Consider the following 23,681-nt stretch of genomic DNA (forward strand, 5'->3'; position numbering starts at 1 on the left):
CGTTTTTTATTGAGCCAGAAAAGATGTGTTTATTTAAAGACAATCTCACCGTCTTCCACTAAAGCCTGAATCGTTGTGCCCGGCTCAAACTCCCCAGAGAGAATTTGTTGTGCCAGCGGGTTTTCAATCCAGCGCTGAATCGCACGCTTCAATGGACGCGCTCCGTAGATCGGATCATAGCCTTCGGCAACCAGTTTTTCTAACGCTTGCGCGGTCAACTCAAAGCGCAACTCACGCTCAGCTAAGCGCTGGCGCAAACGTCCCAACTGAATTTCTGCAATACCGGCAATTTGCTCTGTGCCCAGCGGCTCAAAAATCACCAACTCGTCAATACGGTTAATAAATTCGGGGCGGAAATGCGAGCCTACCGCATCCATCACCGCTGCACGCTGCGCTTCACGGTCACCCATCAACTCTTGAATCTGCACTGAACCCAAGTTTGAGGTCATCACCACCACGGTGTTGCGGAAATCCACAGTACGGCCTTGACTATCCGTTAAACGGCCATCATCCAGCACTTGCAACAACACGTTAAACACATCGGGATGCGCTTTCTCCACCTCATCCATCAGCACCACAGAATAGGGCTTACGACGTACTGCTTCGGTTAAATATCCACCCTCTTCGTAACCGACATAACCTGGCGGCGCACCAATCAAACGCGCCACTGAGTGCTTCTCCATAAACTCAGACATATCAATACGAACCAAGGCATCCTCAGTATCAAACAAGAACTCAGCTAACGCTTTACACAGCTCAGTTTTACCGACACCGGTCGGGCCTAAGAAGAGAAACGAGCCGCTTGGACGATTAGGGTCCGACAAGCCTGCGCGCGAACGACGCACCGCATTGGATACCGCAGTCACAGCTTCATCTTGGCCAATCACCCGCGTATGCAGCAATTCTTCCATTTTCAGCAGTTTGTCGCGCTCACCTTCAAGCATTTTTGAAACGGGAATACCAGTCCACTTAGAGACCACATCTGCAATTTCTTCATCAGTAACCTTGCTGCGTAACAGTTGATTTTCTGTTTTGCTGTTTTGATCAACCATTTCCAAGCTGCGTTCCAAGTCTGGGATCACACCATATTGCAGTTCAGCCGTACGATTGAGGTCACCTTTGCGACGCGCCAGCTCCATTTCTTGGCGCGCTTGTTCAATTCTTTGCTGCAATTGCGCAGAGCCCTGCACTTCAGATTTTTCTGACTTCCAGATTTCTTCTAAATCAGCGTACTCGCGCTCCAGTTCAACAATGTCCTCTTTTAGTTTGGCTAAACGTTTCTTGGTTGCTGCATCATCCTCTTTACGCAGTGCTTCACGCTCAATTTTTAGCTGAATCAAGCGACGCTCCAAGCGATCTAAAGCTTCTGGCTTAGAGTCAATTTCCATACGGATCATACTGGCGGCTTCGTCAATTAAGTCGATGGCTTTGTCCGGCAGCTGACGATCTGTAATGTAGCGGTGTGAGAGTTTGGCCGCAGCGATAATTGCACCATCGGTGATGCTGATACCGTGGTGCACTTCATAGCGTTCTTTGAGTCCACGCAAAATAGCAATGGTGTCTTCTTCAGTGGGCTCATCAATCTGCACTTTCTGGAAACGGCGCTCAAGAGCTGCATCCTTTTCAATGTACTGACGGTACTCGTCCAGCGTTGTTGCGCCGACACAGTGCAACTCACCACGTGCCAGCGCAGGTTTGAGCATATTACCGGCATCCATTGCGCCCTCGCCCTTACCAGCACCAACCATGGTGTGCAATTCATCAATAAACAAAATGATTTGACCTTCTTGCTTGGCCAATTCATTTAATAAATTTTTCAGGCGCTCTTCAAATTCACCGCGGTATTTAGCCCCCGCTATCAAAGCGCCCATATCCAGCGACAGCAGGCGTTTACTTTTTAGACCATCGGGCACTTCGCCGTTAATAATGCGCTGCGCCAAGCCTTCCGCAATTGCGGTTTTACCCACGCCGGGCTCACCGATCAAGACAGGGTTGTTTTTTGTACGGCGCTGCAGCACCTGAATAGTGCGACGAATTTCTTCGTCACGACCAATCACTGGGTCCAGCTTGCCCTCTTCTGCACGCTTGGTGAGGTCAATGGTATATCTGTCCAACGCTTGGCGGGACTGTTCAGCATTAGGGTCATCAACGCTCTCACCGCCACGCAAGTTAGTGATGGCATTTTCCAGCGACTGACGGCTAACACCTTGCGCTAAAAGTATCTTACCCAACTCAGTATTGGCATCCATCGCCGCCAGCAGCACCAGCTCACTGGAAATATACTGGTCACCTTTTTGCTGAGCTAAGCGGTCAGCTTGGTTAAGCAGGCGAGCCAAGGCTTGTGACATAGCAATATCACCGGTGGGATGTTGCAATTTAGCCAAACGATCCAGGCCTGTATTCAGCGCCTCACGCAGGCTTCTCACATCAAAGCCGACCTGCATCAACAGCGGCCGAATGGCTCCACCTTGCTGTTCCAGCAAGGCAGACAGTAAGTGCAAAGGTTCAATCGAAGCATGGTCATGGCCAATCGCCAATGACTGTGCATCAGATAAGGCCAGTTGTAACTGGCTGGTAAAACGATCAATACGCATAACTGCTCATCCTCATGGTCAATACGGTGAGTCGGTTTATTAGCGCTGCGCAACCATTACTCACTCTCATGCTTTATATAATGTGGTTGGTTTTTATAATTTCAAGCGTTTCGAGCAATATATTCATCGCCAGACAGCAACAAGCATCGCAACTAAAAAATTGTCACCGCACGGATTAAAATGTGTAATCAAACACCGCTCCTTTACTATTAAGGAGCCTCTGAAAATCTCAGCTTATTATTGAGCTTTTCAGAAAATGACTCGAAAACTCAAAAAAACAGCTAAAAAAGGCCGTTTTCGAGGTAAAACCACCTCTTTTAGCCCTTAATTCGCCGTTTTGGCGGATTAAGGGCGCACTAACCCTAAGCCAGCAAGTATTTTCTGCTGATCATGAGGTTCGTTAGTCCTGCTAGCAGGCATAAACGGTTATGGTTTTTATCAAGCCCTTTGTAACGGACTTTGTTATAGCCAAATACGCACTTGATGTAGCGAAACGGATGCTCAACTTTAGCGCGTAGCTTGGCTTTCATTTTTTCAATTTCCTGCTCATTTTCGGTCATGGTTTTACGCTTACTGATTCGAGCACTGATCAGCCAGGCAAGATTTTTGCGCTCTTTGTTTTCCCTGCGTTTTTCAACACCTAGGTATCCAGCATCACCAAATACACGCTTTTCTTCGCCATGTAGAAGGCTTGCAGTCATGGTTACGTCGTGCACATTGGCAGCCGTACTTTCCACGCTATGAATCATACCTGTGACATCATCCACGCCGATATGCATCTTCATGCCAAAGTGCCATTGGTTGCCTTTCTTGCTGGAATGCATTTCTGGGTCGCGCTTGCGGCTTTGATTTTTCGTTGAGCTCGGTGCGGAAATAATGCTGGCATCCACAATGGTGCCTTCGCGAAACAGCAAGCCTTGATGCTGCAAGTGCTTGTTAATTTCCTTCAGAAATAGCTTGCCCAGCCCATGCTTTTCAAGGAAGTGACGGAAGTTTAAAATCGTTGTTTCATCAGGAATATTGTCTGACAAACGCAATCCTGCAAAGCGGCGTATTGATTCAATTTCATACAGCGAATCTTCCAGAGCAGGATCGCTAAGGTTGTAGAACAACTGCAAGCAATGCACACGCAGCATCACACTGAGCGGATAAGGGGGACGCCCCATTTCACCTTTTGGGTAATGCTTAGCGGCGCGATTCTCCAAGCGCTTCCAAGGAATAATGGCATCCATTTTTTCCAAGAAAATCTCACGACGCGTCTTACGCTTTTTGTTCTGGTACTCTGCTTCGGCAAAGGTCAGTTGGCTCATGATTCGGCTCACTGGGCTAAAAAAAGGTCGATGCGGCTATTATCGCAAAAAGTGGGGAGTTATTCAGAGGCTCCTTAAAAAATAAACAAATAACCCCAATGTTTATTATTTAACTTCTTTTTATAATGCATATTAAACAGTTTTAAATAGCCGCCAGCACGGCGAAAAGCTTATTTCTTATTAAATATTTAATTTTTTCCACACAGACGCATCATACCTTGGTTTAGTTGAAATTAAAAAAGCATCTAAAAAAATAAATACACAAACGGTAAGCTATTGATTTAAAAAGACTATTAAATAAAATTTAAATCTCATACCAAAGTACGCCTTACCTTTTATTTTATTTTTAGCATAGTGATAGCCGAATACTTCTCTGCACTGAGAATGATCCAAACTCTAAAACAATAAATAAATGGGGAACAGTTGTCATGACTGAATCTAAAGAAGAAAGAAACAAAGCATATTGGGCTGCAAACTTGCGGCTGATTCTAATAACCCTATGTATATGGGCTACAGTATCTTATGGCTTCGGAATGCTACTGCGTCCTTATCTGATGGGGATTTCCATTGGCGGGGCAGACTTGGGCTTTTGGTTTGCCCAGCAAGGCTCAATTTATACATTCGTCTGTTTGATCTTTTTCTATGCTTGGAAAATGAACAGACTGGATAAAAAATTCGGCCTGGAGGAGTAAGCTATGAGTCAATTCCTGATCAATATGCTTTTTGTTGCCGGCTCCTTCGCAATCTATACTTGGATTGCGATTTGGGCGCGTGCTAAATCCACCCGCGAATTCTATATCGCTGGCGGTGAAGTACATCCAGTGCTAAACGGCATGGCTACAGCAGCTGACTGGCTGTCAGCTGCATCCTTTATCTCGGTTGCCGGTCTGATTTCAGTCGGTTATGTCAACTCATCCTTTATCCTTGGTTGGACCGGTGGCTATGTCCTCTTAGCAACCTTACTGGCGCCTTACTTACGTCGTTTCGGTAAATACACAGTGCCCGATTTTGTCGGTTCACGTTATGACAGTAAAGCCGCGCGCTTGGTAGCCGTGGTGTGCTTGATTATGATTTCTCTGACCTATGTTATCGGTCAAATGACCGGTGCGGGTGTTGCTTTTGCACGCTTCTTAGAAGTCAGCAGCACCATGGGCCTGATCATCTCCGCTATTGTCGTGTTCTTCTACGCCGTATTGGGCGGCATGAAAGGGGTGACGTACACCCAGGTGGCTCAGTACGTTGTACTGATCCTTGCCTTCACCATTCCAGCGATCTATCTGTCGCTACAAATGACCGGACATTTCCTGCCGCAAGTAGGTTTTGTTGGTGAGTTTGGTAATTCAGGCACGCCTTTACTGCACAAACTTAACGAAGTGGTGCGTGATCTCGGCTTCCAAGATTACACTGCAGACGTAGAAAACAAGTGGAATATGTTCCTCTTTACCCTGACCTTGATGGTCGGTACTGCGGGCTTGCCACACGTGATTATTCGCTTCTTTACCGTTCCTAAAATCTCTGATGCACGCTGGTCTGCCGGTTGGGCGTTGGTGTTTATCGCTCTGTTCTACACTACTGCACCACCACTGGCGTCTATGGCGCGTTTGAACTTGCTAGAGTCGATTTACCCTGGTGAAGGCATCGAAGAAGCGATGGTCTATGAGGACCGCCCAGTATGGTTCGAAAAGTGGGAAACCACTGGCCTACTCACCTTTGAAGACAAAAACAACGATGGTCGTGTTCAGTACTACAACGATAAAAACACTCAGTATGCTGAAACCGTTGCTGTCGAGCGTGGCTGGGAAGGTAACGAGCTGACCATCAACAACGATATCTTGGTATTGGCACTACCTGAAATTGGTAATATGCCAGGCTGGATCATCGGTCTCATGGCGGCAGGTGGTATTGCTGCGGCACTGTCCACGGCATCAGGTTTGCTACTGGCAATCTCCTCTGCGGTGAGTCATGACTTAATTAAAAACACCCTGTTTCCACAAATATCTGATAAAGCAGAAATGCTAGCGGCACGGATATCAATGGTGGGGGCTATCGTCATTGCAACATGGTTGGGGATTAATCCACCAGGGTTCGCCGCGCAAACGGTGGCCTTAGCGTTCGGAATGGCGGCCTCGTCCATCTTCCCAGCGCTGATCATGGGTATCTTCTTCAAGCGAATTAACGCCAAAGGCGCTGTAGCGGGTATGAGTACTGGTGCGCTATTTACCATTAGTTATATCTTTATGTACCTTGGCTGGTTCTTTATTCCGGGCACAAACAACTTCCCGAACACGCCAGAGTTCTGGATTATGGGTATCTCCCCATTATCAATCGGTTGTATCGGTGCGCTGATTAACTTTATTGTTGCAATCTCTGTATCCTATGCAACAGAAGAGCCTTCCGAAGAACTACAGAAAATGGTGGAAAGCGTCCGTTACCCGTAACGTGAAGCTGACACATTAACCATGTAGCCATGGGCTACCTATATCAAAGAGGGCCTCCTTAGGGTGGCCCTCTTTTCTTTAGAGAATTGTGTATGATTTGGCATTTGCTTGCAGTTTTTATCATCGGCTTATGCGTTGGCGCATTGGCTTTTTTGCTGAGAAAACTTAGCCGTAACACACTCCCATCATGGATTATTCCAGTCTGCGCGGGCCTAGGAATGCTCGGCTACTTAGCCTATTACGATTACAGCTGGTTTGAGTTTAAGCGCAGCCAGCTCCCAGCCGAGTCGGTGGTCGTTGGGCAAACGCGAGGCAGTAGTTTTTTTCGACCATGGAGCTACCTAATACCGTCTGTTTCGTCTTTTGTGGTACTCGATGGCACCGTCAGAGAGAGCCAGCAGGATGGTGAAACACTGGTTGAATATATCCGCTATGAGTTTATCAACGACTCTATCGAGCGCTTAGAAAGCCAAGCTTATGTACTCAACTGCACAACCGGCGAACAACTAGCGGTGATGCCCAGCGGCAGCCACGCCACGATTAAAGTTGAATTCGTTGCCAGTGACAGTCTTTTATACAAACAGCTGTGCCGCTAGAGCAGTTACACATTTCGATAGTGGCGCTAAAGTATCGTTTACAGCGCCAATCGACCACCACGCAGTTTGGCCGCTGACAAGCCATGAGGCAACAGTGTTTGCTGATGGTGTGCATGGCATAAAGCAATCGCCAAAGCATCGGAGGCATCAATTTGCGGTTTTTTGCTTAGCTTTAACAAATGCATCACCATCAACTGCACCTGTTCTTTGGCTGCGCGACCACTGCCGACAATCGCTGATTTCACTTGTGTGGCGCTGTATTCGGAGACAGGCAAACCCGCTTGAGTAGCCGCCACAATAGCAACACCGCGCGCCTGTCCGAGTTTAAGAGCAGAATCGGCATTGCGCGCCATAAACACCTGCTCAATACCCATGGTGATCGGCTGATAGGTTTGAATAATTTCACTGACTCCAGCAAACACAGCGTTTAAACGCTCAGCCAGCTCGCCCTTACCGGTACGAATACAACCAGAGGCGACATACTCACAGCCGCGTCCGGTATCACGAATGACCCCATAGCCGGTGATTCTAGAGCCGGGGTCAATGCCTATAATAAGCGTCATCTGGGCATCCTTTAGCGGCGGGTCAACACCGCATATTAAGCGTGCTTGTCATCGTATGCACAAATAAAAAACCTCTGGGCTTATCAATACAAGCAACCAGAGGCTTATTAAACAGCACGGTAAAACTCAGCTTACAGCTGCTCCATCACATCATCTGGAATCTCAGCATTAGAGTAAACGTTTTGCACGTCATCCAAATCTTCCAAGGCATCAATCAAACGCATGACTTTCTCTGCGCCGTCTAAATCCAGCTCAGCAGTCATGGTCGGAAGCATCGTCACTTCAGCTTGTTCTGCAGCAAAGCCAGCAGCCGTCAAAGCCTCACTGACAGTGATAAAGTCAGCGAAGGCGGTTAACACCTCAACCGAACCGTCATCGTTCGTGACAATATCATCAGCACCCAGTTCCAAGGCCACATCCAGCAAAGCCTCTTCATCAACGCCTGGCGCGTAACAAATCTGTCCTTTACGTTCAAATAGGTAAGCAACAGAGCCATCCGTACCTAAGTTACCGCCATGCTTGTTAAACGCATGACGAATCTCAGCGGCAGTCCGGTTGCGATTGTCGGTCATGGCCTCAACAAATACAGCCACGCCATTGGGCGCGTAGCCTTCGTAGATCAACTCTTCAACGTTATCGCCATCAGTTGAGCCAACGCCACGCGCAATAGCACGATCAATGGTATCGCGAGTCATGTTCGCCGATAGCGCTTTATCAACGGCCAAGCGTAAACGCGGGTTATCAGCGGCAACGCCACCGCCCTGTTTCGCCGCAACCGTTAACTCACGAATCAGTTTCGTGAAAATCTTACCGCGCTTGTTATCTTGGCGCTCTTTGCGGTGCTTGATATTCGCCCACTTGGAATGTCCAGCCATACCATCTCCCGTTTTATCTCTGTACTGTGTCGCTCATCACACGCTGCTTTTATCTGTACTGCAGTACCACTTGGGTAGCCTGCAGTACAGCACAAGGTTACGCTAACTATTGTTACTCAGCCTTAGGCTGCTCACGCAAGCGGATGTGCAAATCTCGCAATGCAGTGGCATCAACAGCGCCTGGTGCTTGCGTCATCACGCAGGCTGCACTTTGCGTTTTCGGGAAGGCAATCACTTCACGAATCGACTGTGCACCGGTCATCAGCATCACCAAACGGTCCAGACCAAAGGCCAAACCACCATGTGGTGGTGCACCGTATTTTAATGCATCCAGCAAGAAGCCAAATTTCTCTTGTTGCTCAGCTTCATCAATGCCAAGAATTTCAAACACTGCTTGTTGCATGGTCCGATCATGAATACGAATCGAGCCGCCACCCAACTCAGTACCGTTAAGCACCATATCGTAAGCGCGTGATAGTGCAGCGCCCGGATTGCTACGCAACTCATCTGCCGTGCATTTTGGCGCAGTAAATGGATGGTGAATCGCCGTCAGTGAGCCATCATCGTTGCTTTCAAACATGGGGAAATCAACCACCCACAACGGTGCCCACTCACAGGTTAATAAATCTAAATCATGGCCTAAGCGGATACGCAAAGCACCCAAGGCATCACTCACCACCTGCGCTTTATCAGCGCCGAAGAAGACGATATCGCCATCCACAGCACCAACGCGGTCAAGAATAGTATTGAGGTTGTCTTCTGGGATGAATTTAACAATCGGTGACTGTAAACCTTCCGCACCTTTAGCACGCTCATTGACTTTAATGTAGGCCAAGCCACGTGCGCCGTAGTTGCTCACATACTTGGTGTACTCATCAATTTTACCGCGCGGCATGCTGCCTTGGCCCGGCACACGCAAGGCTGCCACACGACCTTTAGGGTCATTAGCAGGCCCGCTAAATACTTTAAAATCAACGCCAGTCAGCTGATCAGCAACATCCACCAGTTCTAAAGGTATGCGCAAGTCCGGCTTATCGGAACCGAAGCGGCGCATCGCTTCTTCGTAGGTCATGTGAGGAAATTTAGCGAATTCAACATCCAGCACATCTTTAAATAACTCACGCACCATGGTTTCGGTGACGGACATAATGTCCGCCTCATCCATAAAGCTGGTTTCAATGTCAATTTGGGTAAATTCTGGCTGACGGTCAGCACGCAAGTCTTCATCACGGAAGCATTTAGCGATCTGGTAATAACGATCGACACCAGCCACCATGAGCAACTGTTTAAACAGCTGTGGCGACTGCGGTAAAGCAAAGAAGCTGCCGGGATGGGTGCGGCTTGGCACTAAATAGTCGCGCGCGCCTTCTGGCGTGGCACGCGTCAGAATCGGTGTTTCCACATCAAGGAAACCATTGTCATCTAAATAACGACGAATACTGGTGGTGACGCGTGAGCGCAACTTTAACTTGGCAGCCATTTCTGGGCGGCGCAAGTCAATAAAGCGGTAACGCAAGCGTGTTTCTTCGCCGACATCCGAATGCTCATGCAGTGGGAAGGGTGTGGTTTCAGCTTGGTTAAGCACTTCTAAGCCAGTCGCGATGACTTCAATAGCACCGCTAGGCATATTAGGGTTGACCGCACCATCTGGGCGCGGGTTGATTACACCTGTGACTTTCACAACATATTCGCTGCGCACACGGTCAGCTGTTGCAAAAATCTCAGCATGCTCAGGGTTAAAAACGACTTGAGCCAAGCCTTCACGATCACGGATATCAAGGAAAATAACGCCTCCGTGGTCACGACGACGGTGGACCCAACCGCAAAGAGTAACGGTTTGCCCGTTTAGGGATTCGTTTAAGTGCCCGCAATAGTGGCTGCGCATCATGATAGCGTTCGCTTCCTAAAAAATTTGAAATAACCAATGCCCAGTGCACAAATACTCGCCAGCTAACAGCGCATATGCCAAGGCATCGCAGAAAACCTTGATTATATAGCCTAACAGCGCTGGCGGCTATGCCATGTCGTAGCACATAAGCAGCTAGTTCTGGATGACAGTTTGCATAATAGACGCTTAATGTAGAGGTCTTAGCGACTGTGCAACTTTAATCTGGGCTCGTGTTCTCAATCTTTGCGGCATGAGAGCTGCTTGGCGACTTTAGTTGTTTGAGTCAACGCCGTGTTTGCTGTTTAATACACGGATAGCGCCTACGGTTTTTCCGCCGGTGTTTGGTCACGACAGCAGCGCGCCTCATATTGAACGCTGTACGTGTAGTCGGTCCTTTTATTATTGTGATTCTTATTAAGGTGAGTCCATTGCATATGTTGAAAACTATCCATTTATTAACCGGTGTTAGCGCCCTGCTTGTGTCTCTTATTTTGGCCAGTAATAATCCAGCTGCAGCTTTGCTGCTCGCTTCATTTGCTTTAGCTAATTTATTAATCGCACCTGTTTTACCCACGTGGGCACGAGGTGGCCGTCGTCAACTACAAGGCCTTGCTTCTGCCTTAATCGTTATAGCAGCCGCTATGCAAGCTGTATTTATGCTCAGCGGTACAGATACAATTAACAACGCGCTATTAAGCCTTATCACCTTATTGGCCGCGGTGGTGCTGCACTTGGCGTTGAACCTGCGCAAAGTCAGCACTAAAAGCACACCTCTGTCACAAGACCTGAGCGATCGTGAAACCGGTACAGTTAAATGGTTTAACACCTCAAAAGGTTTTGGTTTTATTTCCCGTGACAGCGGAGATGACATTTTTGTGCACTTTCGTGCGATTCGCGGCGAAGGTCACCGCGTTTTGGTGGAAGGTCAGCGTGTTGAGTTCACGGTAATGGACCGCGAGAAAGGCTTACAAGCCGAAGATGTTATCGCTGCGCTACCGGAATAACATAGCGAGCGCAGCAACCGCATCATCTACGCCACACATTAAAAGCCTGCATTGCTGCAGGCTTTTTTGTGCTCAATGCACAATCAGACCCACAGCAGTTTGCAATATCTAACCTGACTCACAGAATACAAGCAGCAGATAAAATACCCGTGAGTACGTGGGTTTTTATTAGCACCAACGCCACAGCAACTGTTACAGGTACAACCCGCGCAGCTCTCGCGCTTCTAAGATACGTGTACACGCGGTAATAAAGGCCGCAGTACACAGTGACACATCAAGCACGATGGTAATGCCTTTATTGCTTTAAGAATATCGTCAGCTTTTGGTGTGGTCAGGCCATTCGCCCCTTCGGCAATAATACGTGCACGAATCGAGCTGGCCTCACACTTAAAATTCGATTAGAGCGTGGCTTTAGCGACAACGTATCTGATACCTTGGACATGTATCAGGTCGCTTTATGACTCAAAACAAAACACCTGCCCATTATTTTACAAAAACGACTGGAGCATTTAATGAATGATTCAAAGCAATTGTTTAAGCCTTTTCAGCTCGGTTCTTTAAAGCTGCCAACACGTATTGTGATGGCACCAATGACGCGCTCATTCTCACCGGGCGGCGTTCCTAACGCTCAGGTTGTAGAGTATTACAGCAAGCGTGCAGCTGCTGGCGTGGGCCTTATTATCACCGAGGGCACCACGGTTAATCACTGCGCAGCCAATGGTTACCCCAATGTGCCGCGCTTTTATGGTGACGATGCTCTAAATGGCTGGAAAAACGTAGTAACAGCAGTGCATGCGGCAGGCGGTAAAATCATGCCGCAGCTCTGGCATGTGGGCAATGTGCGTCGTTTAGGTACGGAGCCAGATGCCAGCGTGCCCGGTTATGGTCCGATGACAAAGCATAAAGACGGCAAAAAAATCGTCCACGGCATGACACAAGCCGATATTGATGACGTAGTTGCAGCCTTTGCCCAGGCAGCTAAGGATGCGCAAACCATCGGCATGGATGGCGTTGAAATTCACGGCGCACACGGCTACTTAATTGATCAGTTTTTTTGGGAAGGCAGCAATCAACGCACAGATGATTACGGTGGCAGTATGGCCAAGCGCGGCCGTTTTGCCGTGGAAATTATTCAAGCGGTGCGTGCTGCTGTCGGCCCCAACTTCCCCATCGTATTTCGCTACTCACAATGGAAACAGCAAGACTACACGGCACGTCTGGCACAAACTCCTGACGAGCTCAAAGCCTTCTTACAGCCTTTAAGTGATGCCGGTGTTGATATTTTCCATTGTTCAACCCGTCGTTTCTGGCAACCTGAGTTTGCAGAATCAGACCTTAATCTTGCCGGCTGGACACGCATACTCACTGGTAAGCCAACCATTACCGTAGGCAGCGTTGGTTTAGACGGCAGTGAGTTCACCAGCTTTATGACCAACACCAAAGAAGTGGCGCAGCCAGCCAGTTTAGATGCGTTATTGGCGCGCTTTAGCGCTGAGGAGTTTGATTTAGTCGCAGTAGGGCGTGCGCTACTGGTCGACCCAGAATGGGCGGCAAAAGTACGCGATGGCCGCCAAGATGAAATTTTGCCATTCAGCCGCAATGCATTAGGCAGTCTGTCTTAAGCTGATCTATTTGCTGTGCAGGCTCAGCACCGCACAGCAAATAACCCAAAGCACTAGACTACTCGTCAGCACCTTCGCGGTCACGGTAACCCAACAAGTATAAAATACCATCTAGACCCAATGTCGAAATGGCTTGGCGCGCTGATTTTTTCACCATTGGCTTGGCACGAAACGCCACACCCAAGCCAGCTAAACCCAGCATTGGCAAGTCATTAGCGCCATCACCTACAGCAATGGTTTGCTCTAAGCGCAAGCCTTCTAGTGCGGTCAACTCGCGCAGCAGGTCGGCTTTACGCTGGGCATCAACAATCGGCTCAATGGCGCGACCGGTGAGCTTACCGTCAACAATTTCCAATTCATTGGCATAGACATAATCAATACCTAAACGCGCTTGCAACTGTTTGGCGAAGTAGGTGAAACCACCCGATAAAATCGCAGTTTTGTAACCCAGACGCTTGAGCTCAGTAAATAACATCTCTGCGCCTTCGGTCAGACGCAACGATGCTCCAATTTCTTCCAGCACATCTTCCGATAGACCTTCGAGCAGTGCTAAACGCTCTCTAAAACTGGCTTTAAAGTCCAATTCGCCCTGCATCGCCCGCTCAGTAATCTGCGCTACTTGCTCACCGACACCGGCCGCCTTAGCAAGCTCATCAATGACTTCAGCTTCGATTAGCGTGGAATCCATATCAAACACAGCAAGGCGTCGATTGCGGCGAAACACCGTATCGCGCTGAAAAGCAATGTCGACGTTCAACTCTTGCGCCACACTTAAAAACTCCGCGCGTAAGGCGACTGCATCAGCAGGCTCACCACGCACTGAAAATTCAATGCAGCCTTTGCCTTGGCTTTCTGGCGTATCCAGCGGCATACGCCCCGACAAACGGTCAATATGATCAATATTCAAACCGTACTGCGCAGTGATCGCACTCACCCGTTGTAACTGTTCGGCAGTGACCTGTCGAGTGAGCAAGGTGACGATGTAACGGGTTTTACCTTGCCCTGCCACCCACTGGCGGTAGTCCTCTTCTGAGACAGGGGTAAAGCGTACCTGCTGATCAAGCTTGTAGCCGGTAAAGAGGATATCCTTAAGCACTGCTGAGGCCTGTTCAGTACTTGGAATTTCAACCAAAATACCAAATGACAAGGTGTTATGAATAACAGCTTGACCAATATCCAAAATATTTACACCACTGTGTGCCAGCACGCCAGTAATGGCGGCGGTTAACCCCGGACGGTCTTCACCTGTGATGTTAATCAGGACAATTTCGCGCACGGTGCTTTCTCCGCAGATAAAAAGACTCATTCTAGCCATTTAATCGCTTAACGTGCAGTCCTTTTGCTTGTTCTATGTTTTACGCCCGTTATACTTTACCGCTGTTGTCGTCACAAACAATGAATTGACCCGTCGTTTTTTGTTTTTAAACACTTCTATAATGGAAAATATTGTCTATGGCGCTTGATTCAACGCATTCTCGACGCTCCAGTATTGCTTCGCGAATCACAGGCTATGTTTTTTTAATTATTGCAACCAGCCTACTCGCATTTGCATGGCTGGTGCATACCCAGTTGCAATGGTCTGTGCAGCAACAAGCCGATGCGCTAGGGCAAAGCTTACTGCAGCAAACACGAAGCGTTGCTGAAGGTGCGTTATCTGCTGATGACACACTCAGCGTTGCTGTTTTATTACGCGATCTAGCTAACAACCCTTACGTCTCACACGCAGCGCTATACAGTGTTGATAATCGTATCCTTGCCGAGGCCGGTAAACGCCCTAAAGCAAGCAACGACACGCATAACCTGTACTCACAACAGCTCTCTTTTGAGGATGTAGTTGCCGGCTCCCTGCATTTGCATATTGACATCAAAAAACTGCAACAACCGCTCACCACCAGCATGCAAAACATGGCTGTACTGGGCCTCATTTTACTGGTACTGGCTCTGATTTTATCAGTACGTTTAGCGCGCTCACTATCCGTACCTTTGCAAAGCTTGAGCAATTGGCTGATCAATCCAGCACCACCAGCACCTTTTATTAAGCGTTCCGATGAAATAGGCTTATTAGCTAGACAACTTAATCAATATTTTATCGAGGATACACAAACAGCATCAGCCCCCACCGCGCAGCTTGCACAAGACTCAGCACAAGAGCCAGCAACAACACCTGCCACAACAGTTCCAGTAGCAGATGAGCACACAGAGCCTTTCCAGCATCTCGTCGACACTATTCCTCTCAGCACATTAGATACAGTGCGCCCTTATGCCGCGCAACCAGTAACTTTGCGCACAGCTGTCCTCGCCGTAGAATTTGGCAGTATGGAACAACTGCGGCAATTACCGAGCGAGCGCTTTAATCAATTAACAAAGAAATACCGTCATGCTGTTCAGTATTCAGCATCACTCTACGGTGGACAATTGCATGCTTTAACTGACGGCCGCAGTTTAATTACATTTCACTCTGAACATGATGAATATCCACGCAATGCACTCTGTTGCGGCGAACTTTTACGTGCCTTTGGCCATGCGTTACAGATCGAAGTGGCGGACAGTGGTATTGCTTTGCATATACAACTGGGTTTGAGTGAAGGACCCAGCGCTAAAAATATCTCACTGGGCGAGCTGCTACTCAGTGAGAGTGCGCAAACTGCTCTCAGCCTCAGCCAGCACAGCCGCAACTTATTACTGCTCAGCGACAGTTTAGCCCAACATAGCAGTATTGTTGCCTGCTCACGGATTCGCCCGATAACTCAACCAGCTGATGCTTGCTGTTTAGAAACACTGCTTAATCCGTATCCAACTTTACTGCAAAACCAGCTGCATACTTTACAGAAACAGAGTCTAAGCTAGCAGTATGCACACCCATAACCCGCGCTCTTGTGCGTAACCACTGCAACGGCTTGGGTGTGCGTTTTGCAATCACTTGACAGCTTTAAAAGCGATACACCTCAAGCTCACGCACCGGCTCTACCACTGGAATATTAATTTGCTCACCCTGCTCCGTTGCAGGTTTTTCATTGCGGGTGGTTGCATTGGACTTGCGTGTGTCTTTCTTGACGGTGTGATTGGGCAGCGCCTTTTGTAATGCACTTACCAACTGTTTAGACAACTGTCCCAGCAAGTCACTCTGGGCACGCACCTGATCGCTTAACTCACCGTTATGCGGCTCTTCAAAACGCAACACGCGACTGTTACGCAGTGTGCCTTTAGCATCCAGCAAACGCCATTGTGCTTCCAATACTGCGGGCTGCTCCACACCAGAGTCTAGGCGACTGATGCTGAGCACCACTTGCGCTTGCGCCTTCATACCCACGCGGTCTGGGTATAGAGAAATACGGCTACTGCCTAACTCAGAGGAGATCTGGCGCAACAATAACTGTCCAATATCATCTTGCAAACTACCCGCCCAACGCGCCTCTTGGCTCAAACTTAAACTGCCGTCAAGCTTGCGCTGGATAACATTTTCACGCTGCAAGTAATCAGCAATTTTTAGCGGTCCCAATAAGACCGTGGCGTTACTTTTACCACTTGCTACAGTCGTTTCAGCTTGATGTAATTGATAAAATTGCGCGGGCGGCGCAACACTGCAACCCACTGCCCCTAGCACTAGAACGCCTAGCATGGCTATACCCAATGGCAAGCGCATTAACTGTTTCATTTATTCACCGTTTCTTGCCAAATATAATCGATTGCGGCTGCTGTTCTATACTTTCCGCAGTGCGCTGCAATGCTTTACTGGCTTGCCCCAAATCCTGTAAAGACTGCAACAATTCGTATTGTAATTCTGATTGCGGCCCTAAACTACGACGGCCATCACTGACCAGACCGTCCATTTGTTGCAACGCATCACGAGCACTTTGTGCAGCATGACGCACATCAACCAAAGCTGCTTTGAGCTCAGCGCTGCCACTCTCTACATTATCCAACATTCCTGGCAGGCGTTGTTGTAATTGCTGACTGATTTTTTCAAAATTAAGCAAAGACGCACTCAAACTCTGAATTGCAGCCTGGGTTTCAGGAGCAGATGCCAAGCGTTCAAAAGCCAACAGTGTTCTATTGGTCGTTTCTAAGGTTTCTTTTAGCGGCATTTCACGTAAGCCATCGGCTAAATTGCGCAGCACGTCAGAAATCTGATCAATACGCGACGGAACGGTTGGAATGGCTGGCAAATCGATGGCATGCGGATCGCGAATATAACCTGGTTGACCAGGAAAAAAATCTAAAGCGACAATGGCTTTACCGGTCAACAAACTGGGGGTTTGCAACTGCGCGCGCAGCCCCCGTTGAATTAAAGGTTCAATGGAGCGATCAAAGCCGCGATCAGTATTGCTACCACGCGCGCTGTCCGTGTTAATGCGAATAGTCACCGGCATCACCACATCATTCAGCGAACGGTCATAGGACAATTTAATTTGCCAGACATTGCCAATCTTAACTCCACGATAAGTGACGTCGGCACCCACGTCTAAGCCATCCAAGGCTCCGGTAAAGTACACCACATATTCAACAGGGCGACTGAGCAGGTGGTCGCGGTTCAGCACCAGCAGCCCAGCCGCCAGCAGTGCTACGCCACTGAGCAAAAAAGCACCAATAAGAAAAGGTTTACGCGACTCAGTCATCTTGCTACCTCATGTGCTGCAGTTTCGCCACGCCGTAAAAAGCGTTGTACTGTCTCAGGGCCATGCGCTAATAACTCATCCAGTGAGCCCAAAGCTATTTGCGTACGCGTTGCATTGTCTAGAAATAAACAGGTGTCCGCCACAGCAAAAATGCTGGGTAGTTCATGGGTGACCAGAACAATGCTAGAGCCTAGACTATCACGCAGCTGCAAAATCAACTCATCCAGTGCCATCGAACTAAGCGGATCAAGCCCCGCTGAAGGCTCATCAAAAAACAACACCTGCGGGTCTAATGCCAAGGCACGAGCTAGCGCCGCACGCTTGCGCATACCACCCGACAACTCAGCAGGGTACAGCTGATCACAGCCTGTTAAGCCTACCCAGGCCAGCTTAATCGCTGCTAACTCATGCAAATCGGCTTGGCTCAACTCCGGTCGCCAAGCACTTAAAGGCAGGCAAATGTTTTCCCTTAAGGTCATCCCCCCCACAGCGCACCGTTTTGATAAAGCACACCAAAATGCTGCTGCAAATTAGCACGGCTATCGGCATCACGTGCCCAAAAGTCTTCACCCTGAAAGAGTACACGCCCAGCCAAGGGGGCTTGCAACCCAATTAAGTGACGTAGCACGGTGCTTTTACCACAGCCACTGCCACCGATAATGACAAAAACCTCACCCTTTTTAATACTAAAGTTAAGGTCACGCTGAATCACCAACGAGCCATAGCCGGCACTGAGGTTGTCTGCAACCAATATGGCATCGCTCATGCTTAGATCCCTAGCTGTGTACAAATGAGGGTAATCAAGGCATCACTGATCACCAGCGCAACAATAATACTGACCACAGCATTGGTGGTAGCCTGCCCCACAGCTTGAGCATTGCGCCCACAAGACAAGCCGTAATAACAACCAATCAGGCCAATCAACACGGCAAACACCAAGCTCTTAAATAAACCAATTAAAAAATCGGTCATGCTCAGCATTTCCAAGCTTTGGTTAATGTATTGCGTAGCAGAAATATCAAACAAGCCTGAACCAATCACAAAACCGCCAAAAATACCCAAGGCATCGGCAAATACCGTTAACAGCGGCATACTCACCAGCAAAGCCAGTAAGCGAGGCAGGATCAAAAACTCCAGCGGTGGAAAGCCAAAGGTTTTTAGTGCGTCAATTTCTTCATTGGCCTGCATACTGCCTAATTCTGCAGCATAGGCAGCACCGGTGCGGCCAGCCATAATAATCGCAGTCATTAGCGCACCCATTTCACGGGTCATACCGATAGCAACCATATTGGCAATATAAAGCTGTGCGCCAAACGCCTCCAGCTGTGCGGCACCAACAAAGGCGAGAATCAAACCAACTAGGCTGGCTATCAGGGCAACAATCGGCAACGCACCCGGGCCGCACTGCTGCAACGCCATCCAGAAGTCGAGCATACGCATACGCGCTTTGCCGGCCAGCAAGCGCCCCAATGCCTGCATCACTTCCCCAATAAAGGTGCATGAGTTGACCACTGCCCGCACAGCATTCTGTGCGGCAAGCCCCACACGTGAAACCCAACCATAATCGGGCTTAGCCGCTTCTTGTGCTTGCGTTGACGGGCTGGCAGCCATTTCTAGTAAGCGTTCAACACCATCGGGCAAGCCCAACAGATCAAGCGCAACACGTTGCTCGGTAGCCAAACGCTGGAGGCGGCGCAATAAGGCCAGCAAGCTACTATCCCAAGTATCAACAACTACGCGCACAGCTAACTGCTCAGGCAAGCGTCCACCCTGACGCCAGACTTCATTGAGCTCAGGCTTACGTTGCTCTAAAGTCCAGTTGCCCGTCACCAGCAGCACGGATGCCGCGCCACTGTGATCCCATTCTAATGACGGTGCCTTATTCATCTGCTTATCCTTTAATAGCTACTGGGTAGCATCATGATCAACAACAGATCATTGTCAGACACAGACCACTTTACGGTTCAATGCGTAACGCGTCCACCCGCTGAAAGCCTCGAGGCAACTTATTACCACGTCGGCCACGCTCACCTTGGTAGTGCTCTAGGTCACTGAACTTAAGCGATAAGGTACGTTTACCAGCAACTAAAACCAAGGTTGACTGCGGCGTTAATACGGCAAAATCAATCAGCCATTCTTCCCGCTTAGCTGCTCGATCGGTGGCAATAGCAATCAATCTATTGCCTTTACCTTTGCTCAGTTGCGGCAAGTCAGACACTTTAAATACCAACAAACGGCCTTCATTGGTGACTGCTGCTAACCAATCCTCCTCAAAGCTATGGAGCACCTTAGGTGGCAATACCCGCGCCCCTTTTGGCAGGGTGATTAAGGCTTTGCCGGCTTTATTTTTTGCCTGCATGTCTTCGCCTTTGACCACAAAACCATAGCCTGCATCAGAGGCGAGCACTAGCAGCTGCTCATCAGCAGGCATCAGTAAGCATTCAAAGGTTGCGCCAGCAGGTGGCGTTAAACGCCCTGACAGCGGCTCACCTTGGCCACGTGCAGCCGGTAAAGTGTGCGCAGGCAAGGAGTAACTGCGGCCGCTGCTGTCTAAAAACACTACAAACTGGTTGGAGCGACCCTGTACCGCATGCTTAAAACCATCACCGGCTTTATAGGACAATGCGGCTGGATCAATCTCATGGCCTTTGGCACTGCGCACCCAGCCTTGCTCAGACATCACCACAGTGACGGGCTCAGCGGGTACTAAATCTGTTTCTGATAAAGCCTTCGCTTCACCGCGTTCAACCAGTGGTGAACGGCGATCATCACCGTAGGTTTTAGCATCAGCAATCAACTCTTTACGCACCAAGTTTTTCAGCTTGGTTTCACTGCCGAGCAAGGCTTGCAGGCTTGCTTGCTCTTTGGCTAGCTCGTCTTGCTCACCACGGATTTTCATTTCTTCAAGGCGCGCTAATTGACGCAAGCGCGTATCAAGAATGTAATCGGCTTGAATCTCGCTGATACCGAAGCGCTGGATTAACACCGCTTTGGGGTGCTCCTCAGTGCGGATGATCTCAATCACTTCATCCAAATTTAAAAAGGCAATCAGTAAGCCTTCTAATAAGTGCAGACGTTTTTCGACCCGATCAAGACGAAACTGCAGACGCTTGCGTACCGTTTCCACACGAAACACCAGCCATTCAACCAGCATGCTGCGCAGGTCCTTGACTTGCGGACGGCCATCAAGGCCAATCACGTTGGTATTGATCCGATAACTGGATTCTAAGTCAGTGGTGGCAAACAGATGCTGCATCAACTCAGCAGGGTCGACACGGTTGGAGCGTGGAATAATAACAATACGGCAGGGGTTTTCGTGATCGGACTCATCGCGTAAATCCGCCACCATTGGCAGCTTTTTCGCTTGCATTTGCGCGGCGATTTGCTCAATGACTTTAGCGCCGGAAACCTGATGCGGCAGTGCAGTCACCACCACATCGCCATCATCGACATGATACACAGCGCGCATGCGCACTGAGCCACGGCCGTTTTGATAGATCTTTTTAATATCTTCACGCGAGGTGATGATTTCTGCATCGGTCGGATAGTCGGGGCCTTGGATATGCTCACACACATCATCCAAGGTGGATTTCGGTTTATCCAGCAGCAACACACAAGCAGCGGCTACTTCTCGCAAGTTATGCGGTGGCACATCGGTGGCCATGCCCACGGCAATTCCAGTGGTGCCATTGAGCAACAAGTTGGGCAGACGCGCCGGCAATACCGCTGGTTCATTCATAGTGCCGTCGAAGTTTGCAATCCAATCGACCGTACCTTGCCCCAACTCAGTGAGCAGCACTTCCGAGTAACGGGCTAAACGTGCTTCGGTATAACGCATCGCGGCAAAGGATTTAGGGTCATCCGGCGCACCCCAGTTACCTTGGCCATCAACCAACGGATAACGATAGCTGAACGGCTGCGCCATTAACACCATGGCTTCATAACAGGCGATATCACCGTGCGGGTGATACTTACCCAGCACATCACCAACCGTACGTGCTGATTTTTTATGCTTGGAATCGGCATCTAAATTCAGCTCGCTCATGGCATAAATAATGCGGCGCTGTACCGGTTTCAGGCCATCGCCAATATGCGGCAAGGCCCGATCCATGATCACGTACATGGAATAGTTTAAATAGGCTTGCTCGGTAAACTCTGCCATTGAGCGGCGCTCAACGCCCTCAAGACTTAAATCCAAAGATTGCGTCATGCACAGCCTCTATCGAATAGGTTTGCGGTTAAAACAGTATAAACAGGGTGAAACGGGCGCATTAAACTTGCACCTGTGCCAAATCACCTTTGCTTTCCAGCCAAGCTTTACGGTCACCGGCACGTTTTTTTGCCAGCAGCATATCCATTAATTCTTGCGTACCGCTGTAATCATCCAGCGTCAGCTGTACGAGGCGACGGGTGTTGGGGTCCATGGTGGTTTCACGCAGCTGTGGCGGATTCATTTCACCCAAGCCCTTAAAACGGGTAACTTGCGGCTTGCCGCGTTTTTTCTCCGCCTGTAAGCGTGCCAGAATGCTTTCCAACTCATCATCATCCAGGGCGTAGTGCACCTCTTTGCCCAGGTCCACGCGATACAGCGGTGGCATCGCGACATAGACATGCCCAGCCTCAACGAGGGGCCTAAAATGACGCATAAACAGTGCACATAATAAAGTGGCAATGTGTAAGCCGTCAGAGTCAGCATCGGCCAAAATACAAATTTTGCCATAGCGTAACTGGCTGATATCTGTCGAACCTGGATCAACACCTATAGCCACGGCAATGTCGTGTACTTCTTGCGAGCCCAACACGACGCTACCGTCCACTTCCCAGGTATTCAGGATCTTCCCGCGCAACGGCATAATGGCTTGAAACTCTTTATCGCGCGCCTGCTTAGCGCTGCCGCCAGCTGAGTCCCCTTCGACTAAAAACAACTCACCGCGCATTGGGTCTTGACCGGCGCAATCTGCCAGTTTACCCGGCAAAGCAGGGCCCTGAGTGATGCGCTTACGTTCAACTTTACGCCCCGCCTTCAAGCGGCGCCCGGCATGGCTAATGGCCAATTCTGCCAACTGCAAACCCTGCTCAGAATTGGCATTGAGCCATAAGCTAAAGGCATCTTTCACCACTCCGGCGACAAAGCCTGCCGCTGTGCGCGAGGATAAACGCTCTTTGGTTTGCCCGGAAAATTGCGGTTCTTGCATTTTCATCGATAAGACAAAGCTGATGCGCTCCCAAATATCATCCGGTGCCAGCTTGACCCCGCGTGGCAGCAGGTTACGGAACTCACAGAACTCACGCAGCGCATCCAACAAGCCTTGACGAAAACCATTGACGTGAGTGCCACCTTGCGCAGTTGGGATCAAGTTGACATAGCTTTCTTGTACCAACTCACCGCCTTCTGGCAGCCACACTACCGCCCAATCAACCCGCTCAGTTTTAGCCGCGAACTGACCACAAAACGGCTCCTCTGGCAGGCTGATAAACTCAGCCACAGCATCCGTCAAATAGGAGCGCAAGCCATCTTCATAGAACCATGTGATGTTTTCAGCGCAGTTTTTATCCTCAAACTTCACCGTCAGCCCAGGGCATAACACAGCTTTAGCTTTTAAAATATGCTTTAAGCGGCTGACAGAAAATTTGCCAGTATCAAAATACTGCGCATCGGGCCAAAAACGGATACTGGTACCGGTATTGCGCTGACCGACCGTGCCAATCACTTCTAGCTCACTGGCTTTAAAGCCATCACGAAAGGTCATGAAATGCTCTTGACCACCACGGCGCACGCGCACTTCAAGTAATGTTGAAAGCGCGTTCACCACGGAAATACCTACACCGTGCAAACCGCCGGAGAACTCGTAGTTTTTACTAGAAAACTTACCACCGGCATGCAAACGGGTGAAAATCAGCTCAACCCCTGGAATGCCTTCTTCAGCGTGAATATCCACTGGCATACCACGTCCATCATCAATCACTTCAAGGGATTGATCTGTATGCAAGATCACTTGAATATTGCGCGCATGGCCGGCCAATGCCTCATCCACACTGTTATCAATCACTTCTTGCGCCAAGTGATTAGGGCGCGTCGTATCGGTATACATCCCTGGGCGCTTACGCACCGGATCTAACCCAGATAGAACCTCAATGGCATCAGCGGTATAGGTCGAATTAGTCATGGGTAATG

19 protein-coding genes and 1 pseudogene are annotated in these 23,681 nt (G+C 49.2%); 7 read left to right on the top strand and 13 right to left on the bottom strand.

Annotation, left to right across the window (positions count from 1 at the left end):
- Positions 1-29 precede the first annotated feature (29 nt).
- Positions 30-2,594: an ATP-dependent chaperone ClpB gene (clpB, locus tag FXF61_RS10450; RefSeq protein ID WP_151185212.1), complete on the bottom strand. Its 2,565-nt coding sequence runs from the start codon at positions 2,592-2,594 to the stop codon at positions 30-32.
- A gap of 362 nt (positions 2,595-2,956) precedes the next feature.
- Positions 2,957-3,904 carry an IS5 family transposase gene (locus tag FXF61_RS10455; RefSeq protein ID WP_151183349.1) on the bottom strand — a complete coding sequence of 316 codons (948 nt, stop codon included), beginning with the start codon at positions 3,902-3,904 and terminating at the stop codon, positions 2,957-2,959.
- A gap of 428 nt (positions 3,905-4,332) precedes the next feature.
- Here FXF61_RS10455 and FXF61_RS10460 point away from each other — a divergent pair, with 428 nt between their 5' ends.
- The 3 genes from FXF61_RS10460 to FXF61_RS10470 all read left to right on the top strand — a co-directional run bounded on the left by FXF61_RS10460 (position 4,333) and on the right by FXF61_RS10470 (position 6,938).
- Positions 4,333-4,596 carry a DUF4212 domain-containing protein gene (locus FXF61_RS10460; RefSeq protein WP_151185213.1) on the top strand — a complete coding sequence of 88 codons (264 nt, stop codon included), beginning with the start codon at positions 4,333-4,335 and terminating at the stop codon, positions 4,594-4,596.
- Positions 4,597-4,599: 3 nt separating this feature from the next.
- Complete coding sequence (locus tag FXF61_RS10465; protein ID WP_151185214.1) at positions 4,600-6,342, top strand: sodium:solute symporter family protein; 1,743 nt, start codon at positions 4,600-4,602, stop codon at positions 6,340-6,342.
- Between the two features lie 92 nt (positions 6,343-6,434).
- Positions 6,435-6,938, top strand: coding sequence for a hypothetical protein (locus FXF61_RS10470; RefSeq protein ID WP_151185215.1), 504 nt, complete (start codon positions 6,435-6,437; stop codon positions 6,936-6,938).
- Between the two features lie 38 nt (positions 6,939-6,976).
- Here FXF61_RS10470 and ruvC read toward each other — a convergent pair whose 3' ends face one another.
- The 3 genes from ruvC to aspS all read right to left on the bottom strand — a co-directional run bounded on the left by ruvC (position 6,977) and on the right by aspS (position 10,264).
- Positions 6,977-7,501 carry a crossover junction endodeoxyribonuclease RuvC gene (gene ruvC / locus FXF61_RS10475; protein ID WP_151185216.1) on the bottom strand — a complete coding sequence of 175 codons (525 nt, stop codon included), beginning with the start codon at positions 7,499-7,501 and terminating at the stop codon, positions 6,977-6,979.
- Between the two features lie 131 nt (positions 7,502-7,632).
- A complete protein-coding gene (locus tag FXF61_RS10480) occupies positions 7,633-8,376 on the bottom strand; it encodes a YebC/PmpR family DNA-binding transcriptional regulator (RefSeq protein WP_151185217.1) in 744 nt (247 codons plus the stop codon).
- A gap of 112 nt (positions 8,377-8,488) precedes the next feature.
- Positions 8,489-10,264 carry an aspartate--tRNA ligase gene (gene aspS / locus FXF61_RS10485; RefSeq protein ID WP_151185218.1) on the bottom strand — a complete coding sequence of 592 codons (1,776 nt, stop codon included), beginning with the start codon at positions 10,262-10,264 and terminating at the stop codon, positions 8,489-8,491.
- 434 nt (positions 10,265-10,698) lie between these two features.
- On the opposite strand from aspS, the pseudogene FXF61_RS15320 reads away from it, so the two are divergent.
- The 3 genes and pseudogenes from FXF61_RS15320 to FXF61_RS10495 form a co-directional block, all read left to right on the top strand.
- Positions 10,699-10,989 (top strand): annotated as a pseudogene (locus FXF61_RS15320) (cold shock domain-containing protein membrane protein); the annotation flags it as partial.
- A gap of 60 nt (positions 10,990-11,049) precedes the next feature.
- On the top strand, positions 11,050-11,268 hold the full coding sequence (locus FXF61_RS15325) for a cold-shock protein (protein WP_256663540.1): 219 nt from the start codon (positions 11,050-11,052) through the stop codon (positions 11,266-11,268).
- A 512-nt stretch (positions 11,269-11,780) separates the two neighbouring features.
- Positions 11,781-12,890 carry an NADH:flavin oxidoreductase gene (locus FXF61_RS10495; protein WP_151185220.1) on the top strand — a complete coding sequence of 370 codons (1,110 nt, stop codon included), beginning with the start codon at positions 11,781-11,783 and terminating at the stop codon, positions 12,888-12,890.
- Positions 12,891-12,948: 58 nt separating this feature from the next.
- Here the strand turns inward: FXF61_RS10495 and serB are convergent, their stop codons facing one another.
- The gene (serB, locus tag FXF61_RS10500) at positions 12,949-14,166 is read right to left on the bottom strand and encodes a phosphoserine phosphatase SerB (protein WP_218571797.1); all 1,218 of its coding nucleotides are present in this window, start codon (positions 14,164-14,166) and stop codon (positions 12,949-12,951) included.
- A gap of 176 nt (positions 14,167-14,342) precedes the next feature.
- On the opposite strand from serB, the gene FXF61_RS10505 reads away from it, so the two are divergent.
- Entirely contained in the window at positions 14,343-15,737 is a 1,395-nt protein-coding gene (locus FXF61_RS10505) for a HAMP domain-containing protein (protein WP_151185222.1), read from the top strand.
- A gap of 82 nt (positions 15,738-15,819) precedes the next feature.
- On the opposite strand, the gene FXF61_RS10510 is transcribed toward FXF61_RS10505, so the two are convergent.
- The 7 genes from FXF61_RS10510 to parE all read right to left on the bottom strand — a co-directional run bounded on the left by FXF61_RS10510 (position 15,820) and on the right by parE (position 23,673).
- Positions 15,820-16,545 (bottom strand): membrane integrity-associated transporter subunit PqiC, encoded by a 726-nt coding sequence (locus tag FXF61_RS10510; protein ID WP_256663406.1) that lies wholly within the window; start codon positions 16,543-16,545, stop codon positions 15,820-15,822.
- A 4-nt stretch (positions 16,546-16,549) separates the two neighbouring features.
- Positions 16,550-17,506: an MlaD family protein gene (locus FXF61_RS10515; protein WP_151185223.1), complete on the bottom strand. Its 957-nt coding sequence runs from the start codon at positions 17,504-17,506 to the stop codon at positions 16,550-16,552.
- A complete protein-coding gene (locus tag FXF61_RS14980; RefSeq protein ID WP_371921490.1) occupies positions 17,503-17,934 on the bottom strand; it encodes an ATP-binding cassette domain-containing protein in 432 nt (143 codons plus the stop codon). Before FXF61_RS14980 ends, FXF61_RS10515 begins: the two co-directional genes overlap by 4 nt.
- Before the next feature lie 47 nt (positions 17,935-17,981).
- Positions 17,982-18,272: an ATP-binding cassette domain-containing protein gene (locus FXF61_RS14985; protein WP_218571799.1), complete on the bottom strand. Its 291-nt coding sequence runs from the start codon at positions 18,270-18,272 to the stop codon at positions 17,982-17,984.
- Between the two features lie 2 nt (positions 18,273-18,274).
- The gene (locus tag FXF61_RS10525; RefSeq protein ID WP_151185224.1) at positions 18,275-19,393 is read right to left on the bottom strand and encodes an ABC transporter permease; all 1,119 of its coding nucleotides are present in this window, start codon (positions 19,391-19,393) and stop codon (positions 18,275-18,277) included.
- A 70-nt stretch (positions 19,394-19,463) separates the two neighbouring features.
- The gene (gene parC, locus FXF61_RS10530) at positions 19,464-21,716 is read right to left on the bottom strand and encodes a DNA topoisomerase IV subunit A (protein ID WP_151185225.1); all 2,253 of its coding nucleotides are present in this window, start codon (positions 21,714-21,716) and stop codon (positions 19,464-19,466) included.
- 61 nt (positions 21,717-21,777) lie between these two features.
- Positions 21,778-23,673, bottom strand: coding sequence for a DNA topoisomerase IV subunit B (gene parE, locus FXF61_RS10535; protein ID WP_151185226.1), 1,896 nt, complete (start codon positions 23,671-23,673; stop codon positions 21,778-21,780).
- Positions 23,674-23,681: the final 8 nt, after the last annotated feature.

This window comes from Pseudomonas sp. C27(2019) (assembly GCF_008807395.1).
Taxonomy (GTDB): Bacteria; Pseudomonadota; Gammaproteobacteria; order Pseudomonadales; family Pseudomonadaceae; genus Denitrificimonas.

Excerpts from the sequence above, each read along its gene's own strand:
- clpB (WP_151185212.1), bottom strand. The coding sequence starts at position 2,594 with ATGCGTATTGATCGTTTTACCAGCCAGTTACAACTGGCCTTATCTGAT.
- FXF61_RS10455 (WP_151183349.1), bottom strand. The coding sequence starts at position 3,904 with ATGAGCCAACTGACCTTTGCCGAAGCAGAGTACCAGAACAAAAAGCGT.
- FXF61_RS10460 (WP_151185213.1), top strand. The coding sequence starts at position 4,333 with ATGACTGAATCTAAAGAAGAAAGAAACAAAGCATATTGGGCTGCAAAC.
- FXF61_RS10465 (WP_151185214.1), top strand. The coding sequence starts at position 4,600 with ATGAGTCAATTCCTGATCAATATGCTTTTTGTTGCCGGCTCCTTCGCA.
- FXF61_RS10470 (WP_151185215.1), top strand. The coding sequence starts at position 6,435 with ATGATTTGGCATTTGCTTGCAGTTTTTATCATCGGCTTATGCGTTGGC.
- ruvC (WP_151185216.1), bottom strand. The coding sequence starts at position 7,501 with ATGACGCTTATTATAGGCATTGACCCCGGCTCTAGAATCACCGGCTAT.
- FXF61_RS10480 (WP_151185217.1), bottom strand. The coding sequence starts at position 8,376 with ATGGCTGGACATTCCAAGTGGGCGAATATCAAGCACCGCAAAGAGCGC.
- aspS (WP_151185218.1), bottom strand. The coding sequence starts at position 10,264 with ATGATGCGCAGCCACTATTGCGGGCACTTAAACGAATCCCTAAACGGG.
- FXF61_RS10495 (WP_151185220.1), top strand. The coding sequence starts at position 11,781 with ATGAATGATTCAAAGCAATTGTTTAAGCCTTTTCAGCTCGGTTCTTTA.
- FXF61_RS10505 (WP_151185222.1), top strand. The coding sequence starts at position 14,343 with ATGGCGCTTGATTCAACGCATTCTCGACGCTCCAGTATTGCTTCGCGA.
- FXF61_RS10510 (WP_256663406.1), bottom strand. The coding sequence starts at position 16,545 with ATGAAACAGTTAATGCGCTTGCCATTGGGTATAGCCATGCTAGGCGTT.
- FXF61_RS10515 (WP_151185223.1), bottom strand. The coding sequence starts at position 17,506 with ATGACTGAGTCGCGTAAACCTTTTCTTATTGGTGCTTTTTTGCTCAGT.
- FXF61_RS14985 (WP_218571799.1), bottom strand. The coding sequence starts at position 18,272 with ATGAGCGATGCCATATTGGTTGCAGACAACCTCAGTGCCGGCTATGGC.
- FXF61_RS10525 (WP_151185224.1), bottom strand. The coding sequence starts at position 19,393 with ATGAATAAGGCACCGTCATTAGAATGGGATCACAGTGGCGCGGCATCC.
- parC (WP_151185225.1), bottom strand. The coding sequence starts at position 21,716 with ATGACGCAATCTTTGGATTTAAGTCTTGAGGGCGTTGAGCGCCGCTCA.
- parE (WP_151185226.1), bottom strand. The coding sequence starts at position 23,673 with ATGACTAATTCGACCTATACCGCTGATGCCATTGAGGTTCTATCTGGG.